At 35.4% G+C, this 25081-nt stretch carries 27 protein-coding genes and 1 pseudogene; 10 read left to right on the plus strand and 18 right to left on the minus strand.

What is annotated here, in order from left to right; translation table 11 throughout:
- Window positions 1-40: 40 nt before the first annotated feature.
- Window positions 41-1204 (minus strand): low temperature requirement protein A, encoded by a 1164-nt coding sequence (locus tag ACIQAA_RS19290; RefSeq protein WP_402622407.1) that lies wholly within the window; start codon window positions 1202-1204, stop codon window positions 41-43.
- A gap of 269 nt (window positions 1205-1473) precedes the next feature.
- Between ACIQAA_RS19290 and ACIQAA_RS19295 the strand changes: the two genes are divergently transcribed.
- Both ACIQAA_RS19295 and ycaC read left to right on the plus strand, forming a co-directional pair.
- Complete coding sequence (locus ACIQAA_RS19295; protein WP_402622408.1) at window positions 1474-2031, plus strand: NADPH-dependent FMN reductase; 558 nt, start codon at window positions 1474-1476, stop codon at window positions 2029-2031.
- A gap of 185 nt (window positions 2032-2216) precedes the next feature.
- The gene (ycaC, locus tag ACIQAA_RS19300; protein WP_028395711.1) at window positions 2217-2861 is read left to right on the plus strand and encodes an isochorismate family cysteine hydrolase YcaC; all 645 of its coding nucleotides are present in this window, start codon (window positions 2217-2219) and stop codon (window positions 2859-2861) included.
- A gap of 48 nt (window positions 2862-2909) precedes the next feature.
- Here the strand turns inward: ycaC and ACIQAA_RS19305 are convergent, their stop codons facing one another.
- The 9 genes and pseudogenes from ACIQAA_RS19305 to ACIQAA_RS19345 all read right to left on the minus strand — a co-directional run bounded on the left by ACIQAA_RS19305 (window position 2910) and on the right by ACIQAA_RS19345 (window position 12333).
- Window positions 2910-3122 (minus strand): hypothetical protein, encoded by a 213-nt coding sequence (locus tag ACIQAA_RS19305; protein WP_402622411.1) that lies wholly within the window; start codon window positions 3120-3122, stop codon window positions 2910-2912.
- Window positions 3123-3246: 124 nt separating this feature from the next.
- Entirely contained in the window at window positions 3247-3522 is a 276-nt protein-coding gene (locus ACIQAA_RS19310) for a DDE-type integrase/transposase/recombinase (protein ID WP_402622412.1), read from the minus strand.
- Between the two features lie 144 nt (window positions 3523-3666).
- Window positions 3667-7221, minus strand: coding sequence for a S8 family peptidase (locus tag ACIQAA_RS19315; RefSeq protein WP_402622414.1), 3555 nt, complete (start codon window positions 7219-7221; stop codon window positions 3667-3669).
- 940 nt (window positions 7222-8161) lie between these two features.
- On the minus strand, window positions 8162-8761 hold the full coding sequence (locus ACIQAA_RS19320; protein ID WP_402622416.1) for a nitroreductase family protein: 600 nt from the start codon (window positions 8759-8761) through the stop codon (window positions 8162-8164).
- Window positions 8762-8802: 41 nt separating this feature from the next.
- Window positions 8803-9279, minus strand: coding sequence for a DUF3231 family protein (locus tag ACIQAA_RS19325; protein ID WP_402622418.1), 477 nt, complete (start codon window positions 9277-9279; stop codon window positions 8803-8805).
- On the minus strand, window positions 9240-9875 hold the full coding sequence (locus ACIQAA_RS19330) for a cysteine hydrolase family protein (RefSeq protein ID WP_402622420.1): 636 nt from the start codon (window positions 9873-9875) through the stop codon (window positions 9240-9242). Before ACIQAA_RS19330 ends, ACIQAA_RS19325 begins: the two co-directional genes overlap by 40 nt.
- A gap of 78 nt (window positions 9876-9953) precedes the next feature.
- Window positions 9954-10148 carry a hypothetical protein gene (locus tag ACIQAA_RS19335; protein ID WP_402622421.1) on the minus strand — a complete coding sequence of 65 codons (195 nt, stop codon included), beginning with the start codon at window positions 10146-10148 and terminating at the stop codon, window positions 9954-9956.
- 401 nt (window positions 10149-10549) lie between these two features.
- Window positions 10550-11161, minus strand: a pseudogene (locus ACIQAA_RS19340) (ATP-dependent DNA ligase); the annotation flags it as partial.
- Window positions 11162-11331: 170 nt separating this feature from the next.
- Window positions 11332-12333 carry an LLM class flavin-dependent oxidoreductase gene (locus ACIQAA_RS19345; protein WP_402622423.1) on the minus strand — a complete coding sequence of 334 codons (1002 nt, stop codon included), beginning with the start codon at window positions 12331-12333 and terminating at the stop codon, window positions 11332-11334.
- Between the two features lie 277 nt (window positions 12334-12610).
- Between ACIQAA_RS19345 and ACIQAA_RS19350 the strand changes: the two genes are divergently transcribed.
- Entirely contained in the window at window positions 12611-13018 is a 408-nt protein-coding gene (locus tag ACIQAA_RS19350; protein WP_063591420.1) for an Lrp/AsnC family transcriptional regulator, read from the plus strand.
- A 153-nt stretch (window positions 13019-13171) separates the two neighbouring features.
- Here the strand turns inward: ACIQAA_RS19350 and ACIQAA_RS19355 are convergent, their stop codons facing one another.
- Complete coding sequence (locus ACIQAA_RS19355) at window positions 13172-13621, minus strand: Lrp/AsnC family transcriptional regulator (RefSeq protein ID WP_402622425.1); 450 nt, start codon at window positions 13619-13621, stop codon at window positions 13172-13174.
- 114 nt (window positions 13622-13735) lie between these two features.
- Here ACIQAA_RS19355 and ACIQAA_RS19360 point away from each other — a divergent pair, with 114 nt between their 5' ends.
- Complete coding sequence (locus ACIQAA_RS19360) at window positions 13736-14278, plus strand: cysteine hydrolase family protein (RefSeq protein WP_402622427.1); 543 nt, start codon at window positions 13736-13738, stop codon at window positions 14276-14278.
- A 334-nt stretch (window positions 14279-14612) separates the two neighbouring features.
- On the opposite strand, the gene ACIQAA_RS19365 is transcribed toward ACIQAA_RS19360, so the two are convergent.
- Window positions 14613-14684, minus strand: a complete 72-nt coding sequence (locus ACIQAA_RS19365; RefSeq protein WP_402622466.1) for a hypothetical protein — start codon at window positions 14682-14684, stop codon at window positions 14613-14615.
- Window positions 14685-14840: 156 nt separating this feature from the next.
- Between ACIQAA_RS19365 and ACIQAA_RS19370 the strand changes: the two genes are divergently transcribed.
- From ACIQAA_RS19370 to ACIQAA_RS19385, 4 genes are all read left to right on the plus strand, one after another.
- A complete protein-coding gene (locus ACIQAA_RS19370; RefSeq protein ID WP_402622429.1) occupies window positions 14841-15605 on the plus strand; it encodes an MBL fold metallo-hydrolase in 765 nt (254 codons plus the stop codon).
- A gap of 197 nt (window positions 15606-15802) precedes the next feature.
- A complete protein-coding gene (locus ACIQAA_RS19375) occupies window positions 15803-17107 on the plus strand; it encodes an MFS transporter (protein ID WP_402622430.1) in 1305 nt (434 codons plus the stop codon).
- Between the two features lie 227 nt (window positions 17108-17334).
- Complete coding sequence (locus ACIQAA_RS19380) at window positions 17335-17520, plus strand: MarR family transcriptional regulator (RefSeq protein WP_402622468.1); 186 nt, start codon at window positions 17335-17337, stop codon at window positions 17518-17520.
- A 108-nt stretch (window positions 17521-17628) separates the two neighbouring features.
- A complete protein-coding gene (locus ACIQAA_RS19385) occupies window positions 17629-18810 on the plus strand; it encodes an MFS transporter (RefSeq protein ID WP_402622432.1) in 1182 nt (393 codons plus the stop codon).
- Between the two features lie 304 nt (window positions 18811-19114).
- Here ACIQAA_RS19385 and ACIQAA_RS19390 read toward each other — a convergent pair whose 3' ends face one another.
- Both ACIQAA_RS19390 and ACIQAA_RS19395 read right to left on the minus strand, forming a co-directional pair.
- Entirely contained in the window at window positions 19115-19495 is a 381-nt protein-coding gene (locus tag ACIQAA_RS19390; protein WP_006638438.1) for a DUF6262 family protein, read from the minus strand.
- A 1-nt stretch (window position 19496) separates the two neighbouring features.
- On the minus strand, window positions 19497-19694 hold the full coding sequence (locus ACIQAA_RS19395; RefSeq protein ID WP_402622434.1) for a hypothetical protein: 198 nt from the start codon (window positions 19692-19694) through the stop codon (window positions 19497-19499).
- A 779-nt stretch (window positions 19695-20473) separates the two neighbouring features.
- Between ACIQAA_RS19395 and ACIQAA_RS19400 the strand changes: the two genes are divergently transcribed.
- Together ACIQAA_RS19400 and ACIQAA_RS19405 are read left to right on the plus strand one after the other, a co-directional pair.
- Window positions 20474-21478 (plus strand): DUF3231 family protein, encoded by a 1005-nt coding sequence (locus tag ACIQAA_RS19400; RefSeq protein WP_402622435.1) that lies wholly within the window; start codon window positions 20474-20476, stop codon window positions 21476-21478.
- Window positions 21479-21507: 29 nt separating this feature from the next.
- On the plus strand, window positions 21508-21963 hold the full coding sequence (locus tag ACIQAA_RS19405; protein WP_402622437.1) for a hypothetical protein: 456 nt from the start codon (window positions 21508-21510) through the stop codon (window positions 21961-21963).
- A 264-nt stretch (window positions 21964-22227) separates the two neighbouring features.
- On the opposite strand, the gene ACIQAA_RS19410 is transcribed toward ACIQAA_RS19405, so the two are convergent.
- The 4 genes from ACIQAA_RS19410 to ACIQAA_RS19425 form a co-directional block, all read right to left on the minus strand.
- Window positions 22228-22635: a VOC family protein gene (locus tag ACIQAA_RS19410; protein WP_402622438.1), complete on the minus strand. Its 408-nt coding sequence runs from the start codon at window positions 22633-22635 to the stop codon at window positions 22228-22230.
- Between the two features lie 275 nt (window positions 22636-22910).
- The gene (locus ACIQAA_RS19415) at window positions 22911-23453 is read right to left on the minus strand and encodes an RNA polymerase subunit sigma (protein ID WP_402622440.1); all 543 of its coding nucleotides are present in this window, start codon (window positions 23451-23453) and stop codon (window positions 22911-22913) included.
- Window positions 23454-23770: 317 nt separating this feature from the next.
- Entirely contained in the window at window positions 23771-24187 is a 417-nt protein-coding gene (locus tag ACIQAA_RS19420) for a VOC family protein (protein ID WP_402622442.1), read from the minus strand.
- 392 nt (window positions 24188-24579) lie between these two features.
- Complete coding sequence (locus ACIQAA_RS19425) at window positions 24580-24813, minus strand: cyclase (protein ID WP_402622443.1); 234 nt, start codon at window positions 24811-24813, stop codon at window positions 24580-24582.
- Window positions 24814-25081 lie beyond the last annotated feature (268 nt).

Consider the following 25081-nt stretch of genomic DNA (forward strand, 5'->3'; position numbering starts at 1 on the left):
TTCAATAACATTACGAGTAACCAGTTCAAGACATCCTCTCTCAATAAAAGTTTTTATTATCTTCCTCAATTCCAATTCTCGGATGAATCTCATTTGTCAACGGTTGCTTTTTATTAGAAATTGTTAGTTTAGTAAAGATAATAAAAAACAAGGTTAATTCAGCTATTATCAAAATATTTGGTACTACAATAATCAAATTAATAATAAAAAAGACGGTTAAAATTCCTAAAAATAACCCTAAATGATAAATTTTCAATCGGTGGTGCACATGTCTATATTGATGGAAAACAAAGGTAGTTGACAGGAAATAGAGCAATACAGATCCAAAAGCAAAAAATAAGATAAATGAGTAATGGACCTCATGTAAAAACAATAGTCTGATAGATGCTGCAATCATGCTCAAAGACATTAAAATAAACAGATGACCATAAATAATGATTTGGCCGGAAGTTTGTAAAGACTTGTCGAGTTTCTTCTCCATGTTATCGAAATATTGCCACCACATCGATATAATCAGGATAAATGAAATGATCGCAAAGCCTATTGAATTCCAATTTCCTTTTGTAGGCTGAATGATCGCAAGTGTACTAATAAGGGCTTCCCCAAAGAGAATAATGGTAAATAAACCAAATCGCTCTAATAAATGAGCCGTATTTGTGGGAACCTTTTCTAAGCATTTTCGTCCAAGCACCGGGACAATGATATCAATAAGGATTCCCGTATATAACACAGCATATCGAACCCAAGAATCAAAAAAGACGGATAATAATGAAATGACGATTCCAATCCAAAAACACCTTCCAAAAAAGAGGGCTGCTTGTTTACGAACTCCCGTTTCTATACGCTGGACAATAAGATATTGGATCGCAGTCACTGCTCTTAAGCCAATATAACCAATTAAAAAAGAAAGATAATAAGGATCAAAATCAACTGATAAACTTGATGTCATAATTAGTACAAAAAACATTTGCAGAATTAAAAAGATACGGTGATGAAATAAATCTTTTCCAAACCGGTTAATAAATATGGTTTGCCCTACCCAAGCCCACCAGATAGGAATAAAAATTAATACAAACTTTACTAAATACTCTGCATGGATATGACCATCTTCAACATGAAGTAAAACATGAGTCGCAGCCGCAACCGCCGCCACAAATAACAAATCATAAAAGAGTTCTAACCAGGTCACTTTCTTTTCTTCCATTTCTGCACTCCCTCCAATTCTTTATAGTTACCAGTATGATAGAAATATATAGTAATTGAAAGAGAAAATAAAATTGACATAGACTATTTGCCATAGCTTGCAAAACACGAGCCGAATAATAAGAAAACTAAAGAGAAATCCTTACATCTAGATTTTTTGTAATAAAACACTTCATTAAATTTAATAATCAGAAAATTAGGTATAACGACACTCTTCTATTTTGGTATATTATGGTAACATTAAAATAATTTTAAACGAGGAGGAAATGTATGACTAAGAGCATCGGCCTTATTTGTGGTAGTTTACGAAAAAACTCTTATAATCGAATCATTGCTCAATCATTAACAGAGCTGGATGATTCCCATCAATTTCGTTGGATCGAGATTAATGATCTACCTTTGTTCAACGAAGACTTAGAAATAAGTGTTCCAGAAACAGTGACATCATTTAAATCTGCTATCCAGGACGTTGACGGTATCATTATTATAAGTCCAGAGTACAATTCTGGAATTCCAGGCGTATTAAAGAATGCGTTGGACTGGGCATCAAGACCTCGGGAATCCGCCGTTCTTAGCAGAAAACCGGTTGGTTTAATTGGTGCAACTCCTGGGGGATTAGGTACTGCCTTTGCTCAATTGCAAATCAGGCAAGTACTAGAGGCCATGCAGGTTCATGTTCTTCCATTTCAAAAAGTGTTGATTTCCCAAGTACATAAAAAGATTGATTCTGATCAGAAAGTCCTTACAGACGAACAAACAAAACGTTATCTTCAACAATATTTACATCAATTTATTCATTGGATCGGACACACTCCAGCTCTAGATTAATTGAAAAAGTCCAGGCTTTTTCAATCATTTTTATTAAAATACTACTAACACATAATGAGTTTTTAGAAAACGAATTACAGTAATCCGTTCAATTACATTGGAACAAACGAAGGAGTTTAACATCCATTTTCCAATCTATGAATCTTCTTCGATTACTTATACTTAATTAAAGGGAGGACAATAAAATGTCTGATTTCTATTCTCGTCTTAATAAAGATGATGCTGCCGTTCTTTTAGTTGATCATCAAACCGGCCTTATCTCCGGTCTTGTGCGTGACTATGGTGTTGATGAATTCAAGAACAATGTTATGGCTCTTGCTAACACTGCTAAGTTTTTTGATTTACCAGTTATTTTAACAACAAGCTTTGAAAACGGGCCTAATGGGCCACTCATGCAAGAATTGGTTGAACTTTTTCCTCATGCGCCAAAAATAGCTCGTCCTGGACAAATTAACGCATGGGATAATGAAGATTTTGTCAAAGCAATCGAAGAAACTGGAAAAAAACAACTGATCATTGCGGGCGTAGTAACAGATGTTTGTGTTGCATTTCCTGCACTTTCCGCTGTGAACGCTGGTTATGAAGTATTTGTTGCTACTGATGCTTCTGGAACCTTCAGTAAACAAGTAGCGGATGCGGCATTAACGCGTATGGCCCATGGTGGGGTGCAGCTTCTGAACTGGTTTAGCATAGCGTGCGAATTACAACGTGATTGGCGCAATGATGTTGAAGGTTTTGGCGCTTTAATTTCTAGCCATCTTCCTGGTTATCAAAATCTTATTGGAAGCTATAGGGGAGCTCAGAGAGATTTCAGCAAGCAGCCTAATTAGAATAGCAGCTTATTTATAAATTACTTTTTCCAATATAAAGCTTCTGGCTTATTCAAAAAAAGGCGTTTTTCTGAAGTAACTAAAGCCTAATTTCTCACTTATAACACCTGAGAAATTAGGCTTTTTATATTTGTATTTCCTTAACGTTGTAAATCCGCGTTTTGCTGGTGGTACCCCAAAAAAAGCTAAGGACGATTGTTCAACTAAACTGCCCGTTAGCACAATAAGAAAAGCTGCCACAATGACAGCTCCGATTTTCAACTCTTGCTACCCGTTACTTTAAGTGAAATATTTCACAATATGTTCTCTAATACAAACACGAATCTTTTTAATGTTCGTTTCCATGCGGACGATTCACCTATCCTACCATGTTGTTCAGTGTTCATTAAAGTGCTCTGATAATGGTAATTAGCAGTTTCTTCTTATGTGATGCAAGACTCCATCCTACAATTTTCCTAGAATATAAATCCATAACGGATGATAAATAAACCCATCCTTCAAGCGTCCAAATGTACGTAATATCAGATACCCAAACTTGATCGGGTTCTTCTACGCTAAATTGACGATTAAGGAGATTAGGATAAATATATAAATCAAGATTTGAATCAGTTGTAACCACAAACTTTTCTTTTGGTGTAGATTTAAAGCCCAATTCTTTCATAATCCGAGCTACTGTTTTTTAAGGAATGTAACCCCATTCGACCAAATCGTCATGTACTCTTGGGCTGCTATAAATCCCGAAACTCCCATGAAATCCTGGCATACAAAAAAGCTGTCGAAAATAGTCGACAGCCTCAAGACCTCATTATTTAACTGTTAATTTATACGGCAATGCACTTGCATTTCCGTTTAGTTCTTCTACTTTCATGTAGTAGGTCCCTTTTTTGAGAACAGCTTGTAGGATTTCGTAGTCAGCTTTGTCATAGTAATCAGATTTTGCGATTTGTGTTCCTTTTGAGTCGTAGACTGTCACTATTCCGTCAAGGTCAAATGGTACTTCTAGCTTGATAGTGCGCTTACCGTTCTCCTTTTGAATGAATTTATAATAGTCGGTATCACCTTTTCCTTCAGTCATGTTAATGTAACCAGCTTGTGTATATTCTCCATTAGAGCTTTCTAAGGTGACTGGCTTAGAAGGAATATTATTTTTCATTACAGATTCAGCGTCCTCATCTATCTCCGGTGCTTCTTTTATAGTAAACGTGTAAGGACTAAGTGTTGTAACCATTTTATAGAAGTTTAGAATCTTAAAGAAGTAGCCTCTGCCATTTTCAGCACGGAATGAGCCGATTTCTGGTTGATTTTCATAGCCGTATTCAACGATACGCAGGTTACCTTCTTCGTCTTCTTCTAGTTTTCCATTACCATTTGTATCTTCGTATATAAGAAGCGTGGAATCTAGAGGTTGTTTCAATTCATCATGCGCTTTACTGTATTCTTCAGGAAGTGGATCTGGTTGAACAATAGCACTGTATACAGCGGTTTTATCTGGTTTGAAATAGAAGGTATCGATATCCCCGATTGACGATAGGCTTCCTTTAATTGGATCAGTAGATATTGTCTTTGCTGTATTAAACGTGTCATTGTCTTCGTAAGCATCATTAGCGTTGCTAAATACTGGTGAAAGCTTGAACTCATATGGATCAAAGCTAGGTCTGAATAATGCATCACTTATACGGAAAAAGTAGGTTTCACCTTTTTTTAGACCAATATAAAAAGGATTCTTCCCTTTAAGTTCTGTTTCAGCAGCAACCGTGTTCAAATCCATACTTGAATAAATCGTATCGATATCGTTCTTTTTTTCATTGTACTTATGGATAAGTACAATTGGAACATTGTACCCTTCTTTGTTCGTAAAATTCATTTCAAATACAGAGTTTTCATTTGGAGTGACTTTAATCCAATCTTCATCACTACTGTACTGGAAGTAGCCTTTTTGGGTTGTTCCTATTTCGTAAGGAATAGCAACATCTTTGATAAGATCATAGTAAGAAGGAATTGCTTCGTCAAGGGAGAAGTCTAGGTTTGTGAGTTTCCTGTTAATTTCTTCTTTTTTTGCAAGATATTCTGCAATTTTTCCTTCTGCCAATGCATTCTCCGTTACGGTTTCCTTCCAGGATATAGGGAAATGATCCTCATCTGCAGGTTGTGATGTTATTTCAAAGGAAACTTGATATGGATTTTGAGATGAATAGTTTCTATTAAAATCAATTTCTTTTCCAATAAAGATCTCATAATCACTAAGGGACGGCTTATTGGTCACTTCTACCATGTATTCCGAACCTGGAAGAACCGTAATGGACATCGACTCTGACTTACCATACCCTTTGGTGTTAAATTGATCAATGACATTGTTGTTTTCGACGGTAGTACCATCATCATTTACATAAGAATTAATCATATGGAGCTTAAGCGATGGGTCCATACCTGCTACGGCTGATACATTAATTTTCATTGCTTTTGCTGGGTCACCTGCAATTCCAGGAACCTTAAAGCGATAAAAATCAGAATCTCCCGGAATAGGCTGCTCTTTACGTTCTGCTGGTGATGCTATTAATAACTCATCTGTGTAATAATTCGAAAGCGATGTTGTAGATGGGAGTGAACCCAATACGACCGGTGTTTCCATTGTATTTCCATCATCATTTAGCTGATCTTTGCGGCTTACTTTCAGTGTATATTTTGAATTACCCGTTTCACTATATTGCCCAAACGAATCTTTTACGGCTAATACTACTGTTCCTTTTTTCGGAGCTTTGTATAAGGAACCTTCCTGTTTTCCTGCAGCTCCGTCATTGACTTCGCTTGTATACTCCGGATTATTTTCGCCTTCAGGATAGAATTTAAGCATATATTTCAAATCATATTGACTTGCTCCCTGAAGATTTACTTGGACATATTGATCTTTTTCAACAGTAACCTTATAATAGTCTGTTTGTTCGAGCCCTTCCAAGCTGCCTTCTACCGTTGTTTCCGAAGTTTCTGTCGTAACAGGCAAATTTTTTGCTTTTTCTAAAATCTGATCTGCTGAGACAACTGACTGGGCAGGAATCGTTTTAGGATCAAAGGAAAGCATCTTTACAAGGTCGATCATCCCATAACCATATTTGGTATCATATCCTTTTTCTCCGAGATCCTTCGCTGTATGAGTTAAGATATAGCTAACTTGATAAGCTGTAAGATCAGGATATTTTGATAATAATAGGGAAACAGCCCCAGCAACCATAGGTGATGCCATTGACGTACCGCTCATTTTTACAAATGAAGAGCCTTTTTCAAATGAATAGACAGACGAATAAATATTATTTCCAGGTGCTGTTACATCGACAGACGGGCCGTATGTGGAGAAATTCGTTAAGTCATCTTCCTCATCTGTAGCTCCGACGCTAATGACACCATCATAGGAAGCAGGATAATTTATGTGTTCAAAACCGTCATTTCCCGCTGCAGCCACAATAACGATCCCGCTATCAATGGCTTTTTTCACCGCATCCCTTAAGATCGGAGAAGGCTGCCAAGATCCTAGGCTCATATTAATGATATCTACATTTTGACGGGTTGCTTCTAATATACCTTCAGCAATGACATAGTCCGTTCCATACGCAGATCTGTTAAAAACGTCAATGGATACAATCTCAGAGTTTGGTGCGATTCCGTACCCACCTAGTACATTGTTTTTCTCGGCAGCAATGATCCCAGTAACATGGGTGCCATGAGAGTCAGGCTGTCCCTTTTTCATAGGATCCATTGCATTATAATTGACAGCAATTTTATTGGTTAATTCAGGATGATTGGCATCAATTCCCGTATCAATAACTGCGACGCGAACTTTATTTTTCCCGGCAATTTCTTGTGCTTGTTCAACGTTAAGATTATTAAGATAATACATATCGGACGCTTTTAAATCTGGTGTTGGTAGTATATTGGACGCTTTTAAATTTGGTGTTACTAGTTTTTTTACGAGAGCACTTTTTGAAATAGAAGTTACCTTTGATAACTTTGCATAAGCTTTTGCAATATCTTCGAGCTTTGCCCCGCCTTGTACCTCTATCACATCATAGCTTAAAGATGATATTCTTTTTATTAGTCTCCCGCCAGCTTCACTATGTTCACTTTCAGTAATCGGTGAGGAGTAGTGAATTACAAGTTGATTTTCAGAAAATTGCTTTTGGTCATTGTCAAGTCTAGAAGCTGAGTTAGCATTAATTTCGTTTCCAACATGTTCTAAACGCTCTAATATAGGCCTTTGATCTCCCGGAATCTTTGTTACAGCAAGTGAAGCGGTTGGTGGCAGAGCAGAAAAAAATAGAGTTGCAGACAAGCTAATTGCTGCTACGCTGTTGAGCTTTTTCTTCTTCAAATAAGTTCCCTCCCTGATTTTTTATATTAATCAGCCTGTAAATACAGCCTGATAATATCAATCTCCTAATATTTGATTTCCACTTGTAAACCCAATATTAAATCGTGATTTCTATTCCTCTTTCCTATGTAACATCGCAAGACTAGTCTTAATGTTATAAGTATTCGAAAAAATAAACAATGCAAGATTTTAAATGAAATGATTGATATTTTAGATGATAATAAATCCGTAATTATCAAAAATAGAAACTGAGTCATTTTTATTAAATCTATCTTTCGATCTAACAGCTCAAACATATTTTTTAGTTGAAAGTAGCTTCATTTCTTTCTCTGTAAATAACTTCATACTCATTTCCTCAATCCCCATTTTTTTTTCAAATGGAATTACTCAAAAGGGAAAAAGTGTATGCTTGGAGAACGAATCAGGGAATTACAAGCTGCTGCTACCAAGCTTGATCAAAAGATATATATATACTTCCACGTCAAGCAAACCAAAATTTCAGATACGCTGTAAAAATGGACATCATTGGGAAAAAACCAATCGAGCTTGTTAAGTATTCCTAAACAACAAAAAGAGCTTCTAAGCGATCAAGATGAAGGTAATAAACACAGTTATTGGACAAAGGAAGAGATAAAAAATTTCCTTTCATGCAGCCATCCCATTTTTAACATAAGCACCCATTAGTTTAAGTACAACCATTCACAATCTCTTCGGGATTGGATTAAATAGCATTCCTCTGTCTTTTAATTTAAAGAGAAAAATTATCAATGAAACTATAATTATAATGCCAAAGAAAGACTTAGGAAATCTAAGGAGTCAAAATAGTAAAAAGACGCAGCGATTAATAAAGGTATAATGTATTGTATAGTTAATTTCTTTAATCTATAAATCCTGAACAAAAAAAGCCTGATTTATTAAATCAGACCTTTTTCCAAAATTATTATTTAAAGAATTTAACTCTTTCTTCAATTGGTTTGAATTCTTTATCGCCAGGTTGAGCCGTAGGATTGCCAAAGGGCATTTGTGCAATTAATTTCCAATTGGATGGGATATTCCATTCATTTGTAACTTCATCATCAATTAAAGGATTATAGTGTTGTAAAGAAGCTCCTAATCCTTCTGCTTCTAATCCAGACCAGACAACCAGTTGATGCATACCAGATGCTTGGTGTGACCAGATAGGGAAGTTATCAGCATATAGTGTAAATTGTTCTTGTAGAGACTTTATAATTGATTCATCCTCAAAGAATAAAACTGTTCCATACCCCGCTTTAAATGAATCCATTTTTTGTTGAGTTCCAGAAAAGTCTCCTTCACCAACTGCTTTTTTCAGGGCTGCTGTAGTAATATCCCATAGCTTATCATGTGCTTCAGCAGTTAACACAACAACACGTGATGTTTGTGAATTAAAAGCTGATGGAGTATATTTTACAGCAAACTCAACAATCTCCTTTATTCTTTCATCTGATACACTTACTTCTTTGTTAATACCATAGTAAGTACGTCTTTCTTTTAAGACAGAATAAAAATCTTTACTCACTGGAATGTTCCTCCTTGAATTTTGATAAAAATTACTACCTATTATTTTTTCGAAAGATAGAATGCGAGGTCTTTTCCTCTTAAGACATAATTACGTACCTTATTGGAATCTGTAACCTGACTAAATGCTGTAGCTAAACTTATTCCTAAATGATTTGTTTGAATATTAAAATGTAACTGGTTTACCTCTTCTCCTGTAAGAGACTCCCGTCTTCCAAGACCCTCCAATAAAAATGATTGCTTATGTATGTACTCGATTTCTTGTGGATAAGGAATAGATCGTGGACGAGTATCCAGTCCTTTTTCTAATAAAACTTGAGTAACTTCATTATAAAGTTCGATTGTTGAGGTTAAACATTTTGAAAAGAAGGCACGTATATCGTGTCTATAAATGTGCTGCAAAACTCTCCCATATGTCGCTAATCCACCATTTGTCATATGCTTCATATATTTTATATAAATCGCTTTCCTTGACCAAATTAAGAGTTTAATTTCTCGATGGCCTCTTGAGTTGTCCAAACACCACTTGAAACGAATCCAAAGTTTACAATGCCTGCATTGAATGCATCTTTACCAGGAGCAGCTGTTGCGTCACTCACGATATAAACTTCGAAGCCTTGTTCTACTAGTTCACGCATATGGGAGTCAACACAAAGGTTTGCATTCATACCTCCAATAATAACCGTGTTTATGCCACGTTTACGAAGTTGTAAAACTAAATCATTCGATTCTGGACCAAAAATTTTATGCGGACTTGTGATGATTGTTTTACCGTCTTCGAGATATGGTTTAAATGACTCGTAAAAGTCAGCTCCTGACGCAGATTCAATCGGTTTATGAGGACCTTTGCTTTGGAACATATTGTTTTCCTGCATCATTGATTCTCCCCCCCCTTTAATTTTCCAGTTTTTATCATGAGGGTAGTAATAGTGCGGCGAAACAAATACTTGATAGTTTTTTTCCTTCGCTGTTTTTAATAGTAATTCAATGTTGTTAATTGTGTCATTTTCAGCAAGTATATCTTTTGTTAAAGAATATCCTGCACCCGTAGGATGTAAAAACTCATTCTGTGGATCTGTCAATAAAATACCTGTCGTTTGTGGATCAATTCTCATTCTTTCAAACTCCTTTTTATCTAAATTATTAAAAAATATTTTTTTGCTGTGCTGTTTTATATCTTTTATGTTTCATTTTCATTTAGTTATTTCCGTACATAAAAAACGCGGCAGAACCACCGTCATTAATTGATGGGTAGATAGTGATAATCGTGACGCAATAACACTTTTCAATCCTAATTCCTCTTGTACTTCCCATAATGGTTTACCTGGTGTATAGGGTTTAATGTCGTCTAATGCTTTACGCCGATTTACCATATCGATAGTATTCATAACCCTTACCTCCAATCCTTTTGCATTCAATTCTAAAACTGTTTCGTGAATAGATAATTGTGCATCAATCCACACATTTATTTCAAAACCATTAATCATTAGCCTAAATCGATGTTTTATTATCCATTTCTCCATCATAAGGATTTTCAAATTTTTTTTACCATCCAATTTGAAACTTTTTTGACCACCCATTTATCATTAGTAAAAAAAGAATCATGAACAAGTCATGATCCTTACGAAAATTTGAAGATAAAAATAGTAGTTTAAAGAAAGTGAAGGGCTTCTGCAAAGCGTTATTCTACTAACCTGCATCGTTAGTTTAAGTGCGACCCTTCACAATCTATTTTGTAAATAATAATAAAAAAAGGACAGAACCTTGTGTTCTATCCTCAAGTTTTTCATTATTTCCAGTCTACAAATGACGGAATCCGTAGGAATCCAGCTTTAGTTAAATTTCTATACTTAACCCGGCACTCGATCGGCTCAATCATTGTAAATTTATCGTCCTCTGAAACAAATTTCAGCTGCCTGTATAAGTTCTTACGCTCTGCTGGTGGCATGAACTCCATTACTCCAGCTGGTCTGCCGTCTAAAAAGCTCAGAAGCAGCCCAAATTCTCCTTTTCTAAGTCCGGTAATAAGTATATCCTCGTATTGGTAATTAATCACCTTAAGCCACGACTGGCTGCGTTTACCGACCTCATAACGGGAGTCCTTACGTTTTAGGACTATCCCCTCTAGCCCTTGCTGCTGGACCAAATCAAAGTATGCAGCACCATGACCTTCTATATATTGAACTTTCGCAACGATACTTGTATCCTGGGTGATAATTTCATCTAGCAGCTGCTTTCTCTCTGATAATGGCAGCTTTGTAACTGGCTCACCTTTATATTGAATAACGTCGAAAACGACATAACTTAGCATATTGTTTTCAAAAGAGGAATGCCGTGATTGGAACCGGCTCATCATTGCTTCAAAATCCGGTTTTCCATTTGTATCTGTAACAATAATCTCACCATCTAAACAGTATTATCAAGACCTAAATTATAAAAATCCTTAAAAATAAAGAAGAGCACATATTAGTCATGTATAATATGTGCTCTTCTTTTATTCAATTAAAGCGCCAGATTGTTGAAAATCATAGACTGTTCAACTGACTCGCACTTATAAAGAAGCTCCATCCTTTATTCAAATGATTCATCGACAACATGTTTTAAAATCTCATAAGAATGGATTTCCTTGCTCAATTCGTAAATATTAGATATTACTATGATTTCATCTACTTGATAAGTCTGTTGGAATTCCATCAGATCCCGACGAATAGTTTCTGCATCACCCATGATTGTATACCCTAGTCGATGATGAAGAATTTCTAATTCAACTTGTGATAACGATTCAAGGAAGTTTTTAGTTGGTGGAATAAGCTGACTTAAATTATTTGTATAAATATCGATATACACCTGCAAATGACTTGCAGAAATCAATGTCGACTCTTCCATTGAATCTGCTGCAATCACATTTATACAAGCCATCACATAAGGCTCTTGTAAATAAGCAGACGGTTGGAAATTTTCTCGATAAATAGCGAGCGCTTCTTCCATCGCATGAGGTGAAAATTGAGCACCAAATGCATAAGGTAGACCAAGATTTGCAGCGATTTTAGCCGAACCCATTGAGGAGCCTAATATAAAGACTGGTACATTCGTTCCAATACCTGGATAAGCACGAACCTCTCCTTGCAAGCTCTCATCCCCTACAAAACGCAAAATATCTTGTACTTCCCGTTCAAAGAAAAACACTCCATTATGATTCAAACGACGAATCACATCGGCAGTTTTTTGATCCGTTCCTGGTGCGCGACCTAACGCTAAATCTACACGATTTGGATACAGTGTTTCAAGTGTTCCAAATTGCTCCGCTACGACTAATGGGGAATGATTTGGCAGCATAATACCTCCTGAACCTACGCGAATGTCTTCTGTATTTGCTAATATATGTTGTACAATAGATACGGTAGCTGAACTAGCATAAGCGTCGTGATTATGATGCTCTGTAAACCAAATCCGTTTATAGCCCATTTTATCTACAGCTTTGCCTAATGACACTGCAGAATCAATCCCTTGTTTCATTGTTTCTCCTTGTCTTAATGGAGCAGCTGATAAAACTGATATATCAAATTTTTTCATAATATTTCACCTCTAAAATAATGAATTTTCTTTTATTTAACTTATACAAAATCACTGAACAAAACATTTTAATAATCGTTCATATTAATGAGGGTGCTTCCTCTTTTGATTTGCATGCATATAAATATATACTGCCTAAACCGATCAATACATAAGGAAAATAAAGTTATTTCATGATTTCACTTTATTTTTAAAGTTTTTAAGCAAACATAAAAAAGTGTACAGCGAACAAACTATGTAAAAATACATCTAATTTTTTTAGAAAGGATACAAGAATATGATTGATGAAACAGATAAAAAAATACTCGACGAGCTGTCTAAAAATAGTCGCCTGACAATGAAAGAATTAGGGGGGAAAGTACATCTCACTGCACCAGCAACCGCATCAAGGGTAGCAAAGTTATTAGACAATGACATAATAAAAGGATGCAGTATCGAAGTGAATCAAGTGAAATTAGGTTTTGCTATACATGCATTTCTAAATATTTATATCAAAAATATCCATCATCAACCCTATTTAGCTTTTATAGAAACACAAGATAACTATGTAATAAACAATTATAAAGTTAGTGGAGACGGTTGCTATTTGCTTGAATGTAAATTCCCCTCAAATGAGGTATTAGATCAATTTTTAAATAACTTAAACAAACAAGCAAACTATAAAGTGTCGATTGTTATTAGCTAATAGTTTGCTTTATAAAACGGAGATGTTTGGTCATAAAACATGATGTATGTCTTCTCTTAAAAGCCCTAGCTTGGACATGGAATTTACCAAGATAGGGCTTTTTATACATAATTTAGTAACGGTTTACATTGATACATGATGACAACAAACACGTTATTCATCAGACATTAATGACGCATTATAACGCTTTTTCACTTCCTTAATAGACAAATAAAGCTGATAGTTTCCATATTTCAATAAATCATTCAAATGGTGATTTAAAGCTTCTTGTGAACGAACCGTAATCTTCAGAAGATAACATGCATCTCCCGAAACACGATGAGCTTCGCTAATTTCATTACGAGTAGCAATAAATTTCAATAAATCATCATGCGTATATGTATTCATGTAAAAGAAGACAAAGGCTGTAAAGGAAAACCCCATCTTCAATTCATCAACCACAATCGAATATGATTGAATGATGCCGTTATCTTCCATTTTTTTGATACGATTGCCTACCGCTTGTCCTGTCATATGAATCTTTTCACCGATTTCTTTCCATTGTATCCGAGCGTTTTTATTTAATAATTGTAGAATTTGAACATCAATTGAATCAATTTTCATAGTAACTCCTTTCACAGTGAAATAGTTTTGAATGATAGTATTTCATGAGACCATCGAAAATTCATTGAAATATGTATATCCTTATACTATATAAAATTTTAAGAGGTGAAGAAAATGGCAACAGCTTTATTAGTAATTGATATCCAAAATGATTATTTTTCAAATGGAAAGATGGCTTTAACAAACCCTGAGCAAGCAGCAAAAAAAGCTGCGAAACTGCTAACAAACTTCAGACAAACAGGCGCACCAATCTTTCATGTACAGCATATCACAGAAGGTGAAGTCGTTCCTTTTTTCCATCCAAATACAGAAGGTGTCGAAATTCATGAGTCAGTACGCCCATTAGAAGGCGAGACAGTCATTGAAAAACATATGCCGAATAGCTTCTTCAATACAAACTTACATGAAAAACTACAAGAACAAGGGGTTAAAGAATTAATCGTTTGCGGTATGATGTCACATATGTGTATTGATGCAACAGTACGTGCAGCAGTTGAACACGGATATTCATGCCAAGTGATTGAAGATGCTTGTGCAACAACAACATTACAAATTGAAGATAAAATCGTTCCTGCTGAGCATGTTCATTACGCATTTATGGCCGCATTAAATGGCATCTATGCAACAGTGAAAACAACAGAGGCATTTTTAAAATAAAAGAACTTCCTTTGGAAACTTAACATCTTTTCTTTCACAAGAAAGATGTTTCAACAACTTAAAAAAAAGGGTGTCCAGAAAAAACAACTTCTGGACACCCTTTATTCATTATACTTTATTTTGTTTTTCGATATCAGTATTCCCATCTGACAAAAAATCAAGATGGTCTGCTTTTGGTCCATAGTAAGACCATGTACAGGAATTGTTTTTTCCATAAATATAGATATTGATGAAGGTATACATAAAGCACCCTAATTGCTTGATTTACTTTAATGCTAGATCCCTCAATAACCCCATTCTCTTATAATTTCTCTACTCTAGCTGCAGCTGCTGGTCATGTTAAATGTACTCTCTCTCCCAGTTCTTTCATTGTAATTCGGCTATCGTTACATAATTTCTCTATAATTTTTTTTCTGTTTGATTTATTTGAAAGTTAGTTCCTTTCGAAAATAAAGTCAAAGAGTTAAAACACCTTATTTTATCTATGTATTTGAACACTGCTGATATTATACACTTAACTCTGTCAAACTAAGACAAATAAAAAGAAAAGTGAGTTGTAAATATGAATATTACACAAATTCGAAATGCAACAATTGTTGTAGAATACGCAAATAAAAAATTTTTAATAGATCCTATGTTAGCAGAGAAAGGTACGTACCCTACTTTCCCTGAAACGATCAGACGAGATCTGTTTAATCCTTTGGTGAGTTTGCCAACATCAATTGATAACATTCTGGATGGCGTAGATGCAGTAATTGTTACTCATCTACACCTAGATCACTTTGATGATGTGGCAAAAAACGTATTGCCAAAAAACATCAAAATGATTGTTCAAAATGAAGCAGATGCAAAAGAAGTAAAAGCAAGTGGTTTCAAAAATGTAGAAGTACTACAACAAGACACTGTTTTTGAAGGGATCCAATTAGTAAAAACAAAAGGTGAACATGGTAGAGGAGAAGAGTTATTAAACTTAATGGGTGAAGTTTGTGGAGTAGTATTAAAGCACCCTAGTGAAAAAGTTTTATATGTAGCTGGTGATACAGTTTGGTATGACGCTATCGAAGACGAGATTCATACACATCAACCAGAAATCATTGTGGTTAATGGTGGAGACAATCAAAGATTAGAATTAGGTTCACTCATCATGGGAAAAGAAGACATCTATGAAGTTCACAAGGCGGCTCCTAATGCTAAGATTATTTCTGTTCATATGGAAGCTGTTAACCATTGGACATTATCTAGAGAAGAATTAAAAAACTTTAGTAAAGAAAAAGAATTCTCAAGTAATATTTTAGTACCAGAAGATGGTGAATCTTACAAAATGTAATATGAATACAAAAATATATAGTTGTATTCATATTGGATAAAAAGTGTACGGTAGAAGCTCGTAATTATCTATCATTTAATTGCGAGCTTCTACTAATTATAAATTTAATGAGATGCGAATATATGAAATAACATAAATGGTCAAAGAATGACAAATACACGAAAAGCCATAAAGATATTTCGTTGGAGGTAGAGTTCATGGTAAGAAAAAGTAAAAATACATCAACACAGCAGACTTTATGGTTACAAGAATATATTGATTTACCAGAAAAACAAAACCAACTTTATAAAAAAACATTAAAAATCTTGATTGTTTCACAAATCTTTGGGGGAGCAGGACTTGGTGCTGGGATAACAGTTGGGGCGCTTCTTGCACAAGAAATGTTAGGTTCAGAAAATGCAGCAGGAATTCCAATTGCCCTCTTTACTTTTGGATCTGCCGTAGCTGCCCTACTTATAGGAGCATCCTCACAACATTTTGGTCGTAGAGCTGGACTTGCAGGTGGTTTCCTTATAGGTGGATTAGGTGCTATAGGTGTTGTAATTGCGGCTTTAATCAACAGCATTGCCCTTTTATTTGTTGCCCTTCTTATTTATGGAGCAGGTATGGCTTCTAATCTTCAAGCTCGGTATGCAGGGACAGACCTTGCAAATGAGAAACAACGAGCAACTGCTGCAAGTATGGCATTGGTTTCTACTACTTTAGGAGCTGTAGTAGGTCCTAACTTAGTTACTCCAATGGGAGAATATGCAGAATCAATTGGTGTTCCAAATTTAGCTGGTCCGTTTATCATGTCAGGAGCAGCTTTTATTATTGCTGGATTAATTCTCTTAATTTTTCTTCGTCCAGATCCGTTGATTGTATCTACAGCAATTGCGAATGCTGAGAAAAAAGACCATAAAGTTCATACAGAAGGAAGTCTAAAAAATCCTACCATAAACAAAAAAGGAATTATGGTAGGAGCTGTAATAATGATTTTAGCTCAACTAATCATGACAGCAATTATGACAATGACACCAGTTCACATGGGACATCACGGTCATGGTTTGAGCGAAGTGGGATTAGTTATTGGGTTCCATATAGCAGCGATGTATCTACCTTCACCATTGACTGGTTTATTAGTAGATAAGTTTGGTCGCACTACTATGGCTATTGCTTCAGGTGCTACACTCCTTGCCGCTGGATTGGTGGCAGCCTTTGCACCGGCAGACTCGTTATTATTGCTAATCCTAGCACTAGTATTACTAGGTGTAGGTTGGAACATTGGTTTATTAACGGGAACTGCTCTCATTATAGATTCAACACATCCATCTGTACGTGCGAAAACACAAGGAACATCCGATGTCTTTGTAGCACTATCAGGAGCAGCAGGGGGAGCCTTGTCAGGAATGGTTGTCGCACATTCTAGTTATACGATACTATCAATTTCTGGAGCCGTTTTATCATTGTTACTTATTCCTGTAGTTGTTTGGTATTTTAAAGGGAATCAAGTAAAAAGCTAAAGTTTATATATCGCTTTCCTATGTATTTAAAGTTAAGTGACGTAATTTGTAGGTGTCCTGAGTGCTATTTAAATTCCAATCGTTATGCTTTTAGTATGGAACTACGTCATCTACAACAAAAACGCTCAAAAGTTTAATGATTACAATTTAACAGCACAACAAGAAACCATTTTGTTTTATGAGATGGAACACCCACGTATTACAATGAAACCGCGACGCAATTTGCCATTTTCAAAAGTGCAGTAAGCCAGGTACTCGCCAAGCTTGAAGCTCAAAATTTCATTACGCGTGAGAGCAATCCAAACAATCATCGTGAGTTTTTCATCGTATTAGCAGAGAAAGGTCTTACTTATCAGAAATTAAGCGAAGAAGGAGATAAAGATTTTCTAAGCACTTCTCTGACATCGATTTAGAACAATTACAAAATATAGTACAAACAATGAAGAAAGTGAATGCATCCATTTCATCCTCCAACAGATAGGACGGTGACTTGGTTTACAATCAATTAGAGGTAATCAATTATGAATCGAAAGGAAAAAGTGTCTATTGCACTTGCATTATCTAGTTTATTTATTGCTTACTTGGGGATGGGACTTGCTTCACCAGTTATGCCATCAATTGCAGAGGAACTAAGTTTAAATGGTGCCGTTGTCGGTTACTTGTTCGCTGTAATGGCCTTTGCACAGTTTCTGGCTTCACCTTTTACAGGCGTATGGGTCGATTCAATCGGCCGTAAAAAAATGATTGTCATTGGTCTTTTATTATTTTCATTTTCAGAGGCACTATTTGGCTTTGCGGATGAAACTTGGCTATTATTTGTGAGCCGTCTTCTTGGTGGTGTAAGTGCCGCTTTTATTATGCCAGCCGTTGTTACGTACGTTACAGATAAAACGACCTTATCAAATCGTGCAAAAGTGTTAGGTTACCAATCAGCTGCAATCAGTTTAGGGTTTATAATTGGGCCAGGAGTTGGTGGACTGATTGCAGAGTTCGGGATACGCGCACCGTTCTTCTTTGCTGCTGCTATTTCACTCATTGCTACCATTATTATTTTTATTCTATTGGATGATTCGATTACAGTAGAACAGCTTCAAAAAAATCGCGCATCCGCTGTATGTCCAGTATTTATACATGAATTTAAAAAATCATTTCAACCTAAGTACTTCACACCACTACTGATCGTATTCATACTAGCGTTCGGACTGTCCGTTTATGAAATGATGTTTAGCTTATTCGTTGATGAAAAGTTTGGCTTTACAATTCGTGATATTTCAATCGTTATTACGGTTGGTTCAATAGCTGGTGTTGTTGCTCAAATTATATTCTTTGATAAACTAGTCAATGTAATTGGTGAACGAATGTTAATTAATTTAACCTTACTATCTACTGCTATTTTTATCTTTCTAACGATTTTAATAGACGGTTACTTGACAATGATTGTTGTGACGAGTATTGTATTTTTCTCTTGTGATATTTTACGCCCCGCTGTAACATCATTTTTATCGAAAATCGCCGGGAAAAACCAAGGGTATATTGCGGGCATGAACTCTGCTTATACAAGCTTAGGTATCATACTTGGACCAATTATTGGCGGTATTTTATTTGATATCAATATCGATATGCCGTATATATTTGCCACAATTGTTCTTGTCATCGCGTTTGTTATTTCAAGTGTAAAATTAAAGAAACCTAACCACAATTAGACCTATTTAGAAATCCGCTATCTCAAAAGATAGTGGATTTTTTTATTTAACTATCAAAAAGTACATGAAGAGGACATGGACAAACACTTCGAATATTAGAATACCATTCCAGAGAAATTTACTGCTAGTGGAAGAAAAGTGGCTGCGTCATTCAGCCCTGCAGATGGTTCATTTTCTCTTATTGTTGGTAGAAAATAATTACTCAATACACAAGAAGCTAAAAAAAAATTTTCTCAGCTTTTTTGCTCTTCTTTATTCGATAAGCTGGCCCTTTAATTGAACAAGAAAGGGAAGGTGCCTCAGCTTATATCTTCTTGTAGACTTCTGCATACGCTACCTTTAATTGGTCTCGCAAATCCTTGTTCTCGTGCTCTAATCGCTTAACTTTACGCTTTAATGATTCGATAATCACTTCTTTATTATTTTCATTCATTTTATGCCTAACCTGCTTTACAGAAGGGCTTTTTATCTGCTGCTGACGTAGTGTTTCAATTCGCTCACGTAATGTCACATTATTATATAGCGTAGCCTTTGCCACTCCGGCCTCACTGGCTACACTATTAAAATTAATTTCTTGATTGGCTCTAACGAGCCTTTTAATAGCCTCATCTACTTTACTCATGGTAATGGCTTTTCGACTTTCATGAATTTGCTTTAGGTGCTTTTTGCGGTCATATGTGGCCATATTATACCCCCTGCTTAGATTTTATTCTTTCGATTCGTCCGAATATTATATTGCCTTGTTTAATCGTATTATAAATATCCTGGAGTCTCTCTAAATTCTTCTGGTTTTTTTGTGCTATTTCTTCACGTCCGTATTGTTTCGCTACTTCAACCATTTTAGAAGTGGATTGTATGTGAATTTTATATTTTGCTATATCCATTTCTGAAAGGCCTACTGCCAGATCCTTACATGGGCTGCCACCATTACATGTTAAGCATGGGGGTTCCTCTGCATGAGGGCAATTTCCGTTTAATCTCGCTCTACAGGATTATTTAACCGGAACATACTTAAATTAAAAGAACCGAAACAAAGACTTAATGTTTTAGTCATTTCACTGTTGTTATAAAAATGCAAGTCTCTTATAAATTGATTTACAGCAGTAAGTGACTGACGCTTGTATCTATTAGGATACATATAAACAAAGATAAAAGGCGCACCATTCCAAGGATTTATTCCCGATACTGTATATAAGGTGCAGGTTAGTTCAACAAGCTGTTTCTCTTTTTATTTGTATTCATCTAGGATTGCAATAAACCACTTTATGATTAGGTGTTCCACTGAATAAATTTACTCCTCAGATTAACCCATAACCTTAGTATTATCATTTAACACTAAACTTCAATGTGGAGGGATATACTTTGAATATTCTTTTTAGCTTATTATCGACCATAATTATTTTGGGTATTAGAGCAGGATTCTTAATTAGTAGTATAACTTCCAGATTAACATCCTTGTTAAGAATGCCATCTTTAACTTAGGCAATAAGTATTCCACAAGTATCGTCTATTTCGCATTGTTGTAAGAAAAAGGTGAGCATGTATTATGCTTACCTTTTTTGGTGATTTCGTTATTTCTAAAGAGTGTTTTTCCCCTTGGTAAAAATCAAAAAAATTTCATACCTCTTGATGAATTGGTAAATAATATCCTAGAGGTGACGCAATGGAAAAGGATAAATTAAAACTTACATCATCCGAAATAGGAACTTTATGGGGAGAGTATGTAAATGGAACAGCCGTTGATATTGTAAATAGATATATGGTCTCTATTATTGAGGATGAGCAAATTAAAGCTATTTTTGAGGATGCTATCAAGACATTCGAAAAGCAAAAACAACAAATCGTTACTTTTATGGAGAACGATGGGTTTCCCGTTCCAATTGGATTTACAGAATTCGACCTCTTTAAAGGTAAACAGAGGTTGTTCACAGATATATTTTGCCTGAATTATTTACACATCATGACATTACATGGTTTGCTAGGACACTCCACTTCATTGGGCGTTTCTGTCAGAGAGGACTTAAGATTTTTTTACGACTCTTGTGATAATGATGGGAAAAGGATGTATCATCAAACAATTGATTTATTGCTTGAAAAAGGAAGTTTTCAGAGAGACCCTTTATTTTATCCAGGTAAAAACCCTGAATATGTTTCCAGCCAAGATTTCACAGATGGATTTTTCGGAAAGGGTAGAACGTTAGCAGCGACAGAAATCATAAGCATTTCTTTCAATCTTAAAAAAAGTATTATGGCAAAAACTCTTTCAATCGCATTCAGTCAAGTCGCACAAACAAAAGAAGTAAGAAAATTTTCAGAGGATGCCGAAAAAGTGGCTGACAAACAAATAAAAAATTTTTCAAAAATTATGCAAACGGATAATTTACCCGTTCCTAAGTCGTGGGAAACCGAAGTTACAACTTCAACAGACTCCCCTTTTTCCGATAAGTTAATGTTGTATCATACTGGTTTCTTATTCCAAGCTGCACAAGCATATCACGGGGCAGGTTTAGCATCCGCAATGCGAGCAGACCTTGTAGCCACTTACGAAAGCACCATTCTACAAAATCTTATGTTAACGAAGAAATGGTTTAATATTATGGTGCAAAATAAATGGTTAGAACAGCCTCCACTTGCTCCTAATAGAAAAGAAATTGCAAAAGAAAATTAATAAGAACTCTGTTTATAGGATATGTATAAGTGAATAGGAATCCATTTGAAAAACTAATGTGGAGCATTGCACTCCCTGGGTTTGGGCAGTATTTAAACGGAAAGTATTTTAAAGGCACAGTTTTATTGATACTTGAATTTCTGATTAATGTACAAGCTAATTTTAATCAGGTCATACTTCTAAGTTTTCATGGAGAAATTGGAGATGCCATAAAACATGCTGAATATCAGTGGTTGATGTTTTATCCTTGTTTGTACTTTTTCTCTATGTGGGACGCAGTGAAAGATGCAGGCGGAGGGAAAGACCCTTATTCTTTTCTTCCGTATTTGTTTGCTGCATTTTTTGTAACTGTTGGATTGATTTTTTCCTCGAACTTAATGATATTTGGAGTGTTATTGGGTCCTGTTTGGCTCCCAATATTGTTTGTATTCCCTGGGATAATCATTGGATTTATTACTAGAGAAATCATAAAAAACATTCCTTAAAAAACCATCCTCTATTTACTATCAAAAGTGGATGGTTTTTTAAGTTCCAATTAGCGAAGTTTATTAAACTAAACTGCCCCGTTACTTGAAGAAGAAAAATGCGACCCTTCTTTATTGAAGAATCGCACCCTTTACTTTAAGTGCATTACTTCACATATTTCTAATCTTATAAAAAATAAATAAAAAAAAGATACCTGATAAGGTATCATCCCTTAATATATAAAGCCTAAAAAATCTAACTCTTTACCAAAAGTTTACCACTGATTAAAATGCACTTTCATCCATATAAACGACTTCCCATAAATGACCGTCTAAGTCCTGAAAACCCCATCCATACATAAACCCATGATCTTGAGGCTCGCTATAGGTTTTGCCGCCAGCTGAAAGTGCCTTATTTACCAACTCGTCCACTTGCTCTCGACTTTCAGCCGATAAGCAAAAAATCGCTTCGGAGGCAGTAGTTGTATCCACAATTTCCTTCTTACTAAACTCTTTGAAACGTTCCTCATTCATGATTATAGCAAATATATTGTCATTGATGATTATACTGGATGTGCTCTCATCGCTGAATTGTGGGTTTAACTCAAACCCGATCTCCGTCAAAAAGTTGGTGGACTTCTTCACATCTTTTACTGGTAAATTAATAAATATATTCTTGGATTTAAATGCCATTTTTTCGCCTCCTCTTCAATTTATCATAGACACAAGTGCTAAGTCAAAATTTATTTATATTATTCTAAATAATCTATTTATTTTAGTTAAAGTATCACCCATTTCGTATTAAAATATTGGTTCCTCAACTAACCTGCCCCGTTAGTGGAACAAGAAAAGCTGCCAAAATGACAGCTCCGTACTTAAACTCTTGCACCCGTTACTTTAAGTACATATATTCACAAACTCTGTAATAAAGTTGATTATATACTTAATAGATATAAAAAATAAAAGTTCTATTGTATAGGTAAAAATGATACTTGCCAAATCCCATCTTCATTTTTAATCATCTGAAAACCAATTGTTCCTTCGCCTATATCATATTCAATATATCCTTCATAATCATTCGTTTGTACGAACGTTCCTTTGTCGATATTCTTGAATCGTTCTTTGTTCTGTCCATTAGAACCTTTATCCGATTCAGGAATTTTTTTATCTTCATCTTTTGACCATTGAACATATTCTTCCCTGTCTGTATATAAAGCATATTGAACTTCATATTTTTTATCAAACCCTGCTTTAACATATAACTTCGCAATACTTATTGGTTCTAATCCACTTAGATGTTTTAAATTTAAATCTTTTTGAAATTTGCTATAAACCTCTTCTTCTTTAGCAGACAGTTCAAAAAGGTTTAACTCCGTAGTAGAGCTATCTACAATTACTTTATCCTCAACAGTCTTATCTTCTTTTACTTTTTGTTCAGTTTTTTCCACACTACAAGCTGATAATAGTAATGTTCCAAGTACAACAGCAACACAAAAATATTTATTAAACATTTTTCATCTTCCCTCCCAATTCATCATCACGGGTAGCGTCGCCAATTGTACATCAAGTAAACATTTAATAAGCTGTTCTTTTTCCATAAATCACACTCCAACCCTTTTATATAAACATTTTCCTTCTATTACATATTCTTTTAACTAATATGGATTTCCTTCCTCAACTAAACTGCCCGTTAGTGGAACAAGAAAAAAAGGATGCCGCAGCACCCCATCTTCAACTCTTGCACCCTTTAATTTATGTAAATTCTAATAAAAGCAATGATGCATTTGAAGCTAGTGAATACCAAGATGCCGAATGCTGAAGGCATGGTTCAGGCTTTTCTGGTCAAGCTCAGAACATCTAAATAGTGCTGATTATACATAATACCTAGGATGTTCCCAAAGGGATCGAGAACGGAAGCAGTGATGAACCCCTCACCTCGCTCTGTAGGTGCTTCGTACTCTTTTGCTCCCATAGATAGCAGCTTCTTGAAAGTAGATGTCACATCGTCGACGTGCCAGTACACGACAACACCAGCCGGACTAGTCACTGAACCATCTGGCGTGTAACGGCTATCAATCAATCCCAGCTCGTGCTGGTAATCACCGAGGCGAAACTCGGCATATCCTGGACGTTCGAAGTATGGATCAATACCCAATAGCTCGGCGTACCACTTTTTTGCCCCTGCTAGATCAGCTGCCCAAAAACTGACTGTGGAAAGTCCTCGTAATGTCACTATGTCGCTCATAATAATCGATTTCCTCCTTAATGTTGAGTAAGTAACTATACTCTTAAAATAGGGGTCGATTCCTAGTTGATGTTCATATACTTATTGTAAACGATTAACGTAATTAAAACGGTAATCGTTAGAAAAAATTTTTGTAATTATTCTGTGCGTAGAATACGTATATTGTTCCAGTCCTATCAAACTAGGCAACAGTTTTTATTCAACTATCCTGCTTCGTTAGTTTAAGTACATTTCTTCACAAAATTAGCTTTATTACAGGAATGCTCCCCGTTAGTGGAACAAGAAAAGTTGCCTATATGACAGCTCTAATTATCAACTTTTGCACCTGTTGTCACAAAAGAAAAGCTGCCTGATTTGGCCAGCTAAAATTTGAAGTAACGCGAATATTTTTTCTATTTTTCAAAGTTCTCACTATCAGGAATCCGTTTATGTTTTTCAATAATGATTTTTTTGTTAAGTATCCTAACTTCACCAACCATTAGCAACCGCATATCCTTTACAATATACTTAGCTAACTCTTCGTCAGAAATGTCATCTCCATCAATATCAAGGCGAAATTCCTGCCCTTGTAATTCACCGCCATTTGTAAAATCAATTTCAAAGTCAAAAAGAACTCTTTTATCCATTTTCGAATCCACCTTAACTTAGTTTTAATGTAAATGTATTCGACTTAAAAATACATATACCTTCTACAACTCCCTCAGTTTAATACGAATATCTCTCGAATGCTCACTTATTCGCAGGATTCCATAACCCTTGTAATTGGATTTACGGGTAACTGAAATGAGTTCAGATCATCTTGGCTTCGTGAAGGCATAGTTAAATAAAGGAGTCAGCTACCACTCCATATTTTACCATATAATGCACATCTCCACGCCGCCCCTGGAGGCTTTC

The organism is Neobacillus sp. NPDC093182, assembly GCF_044754045.1.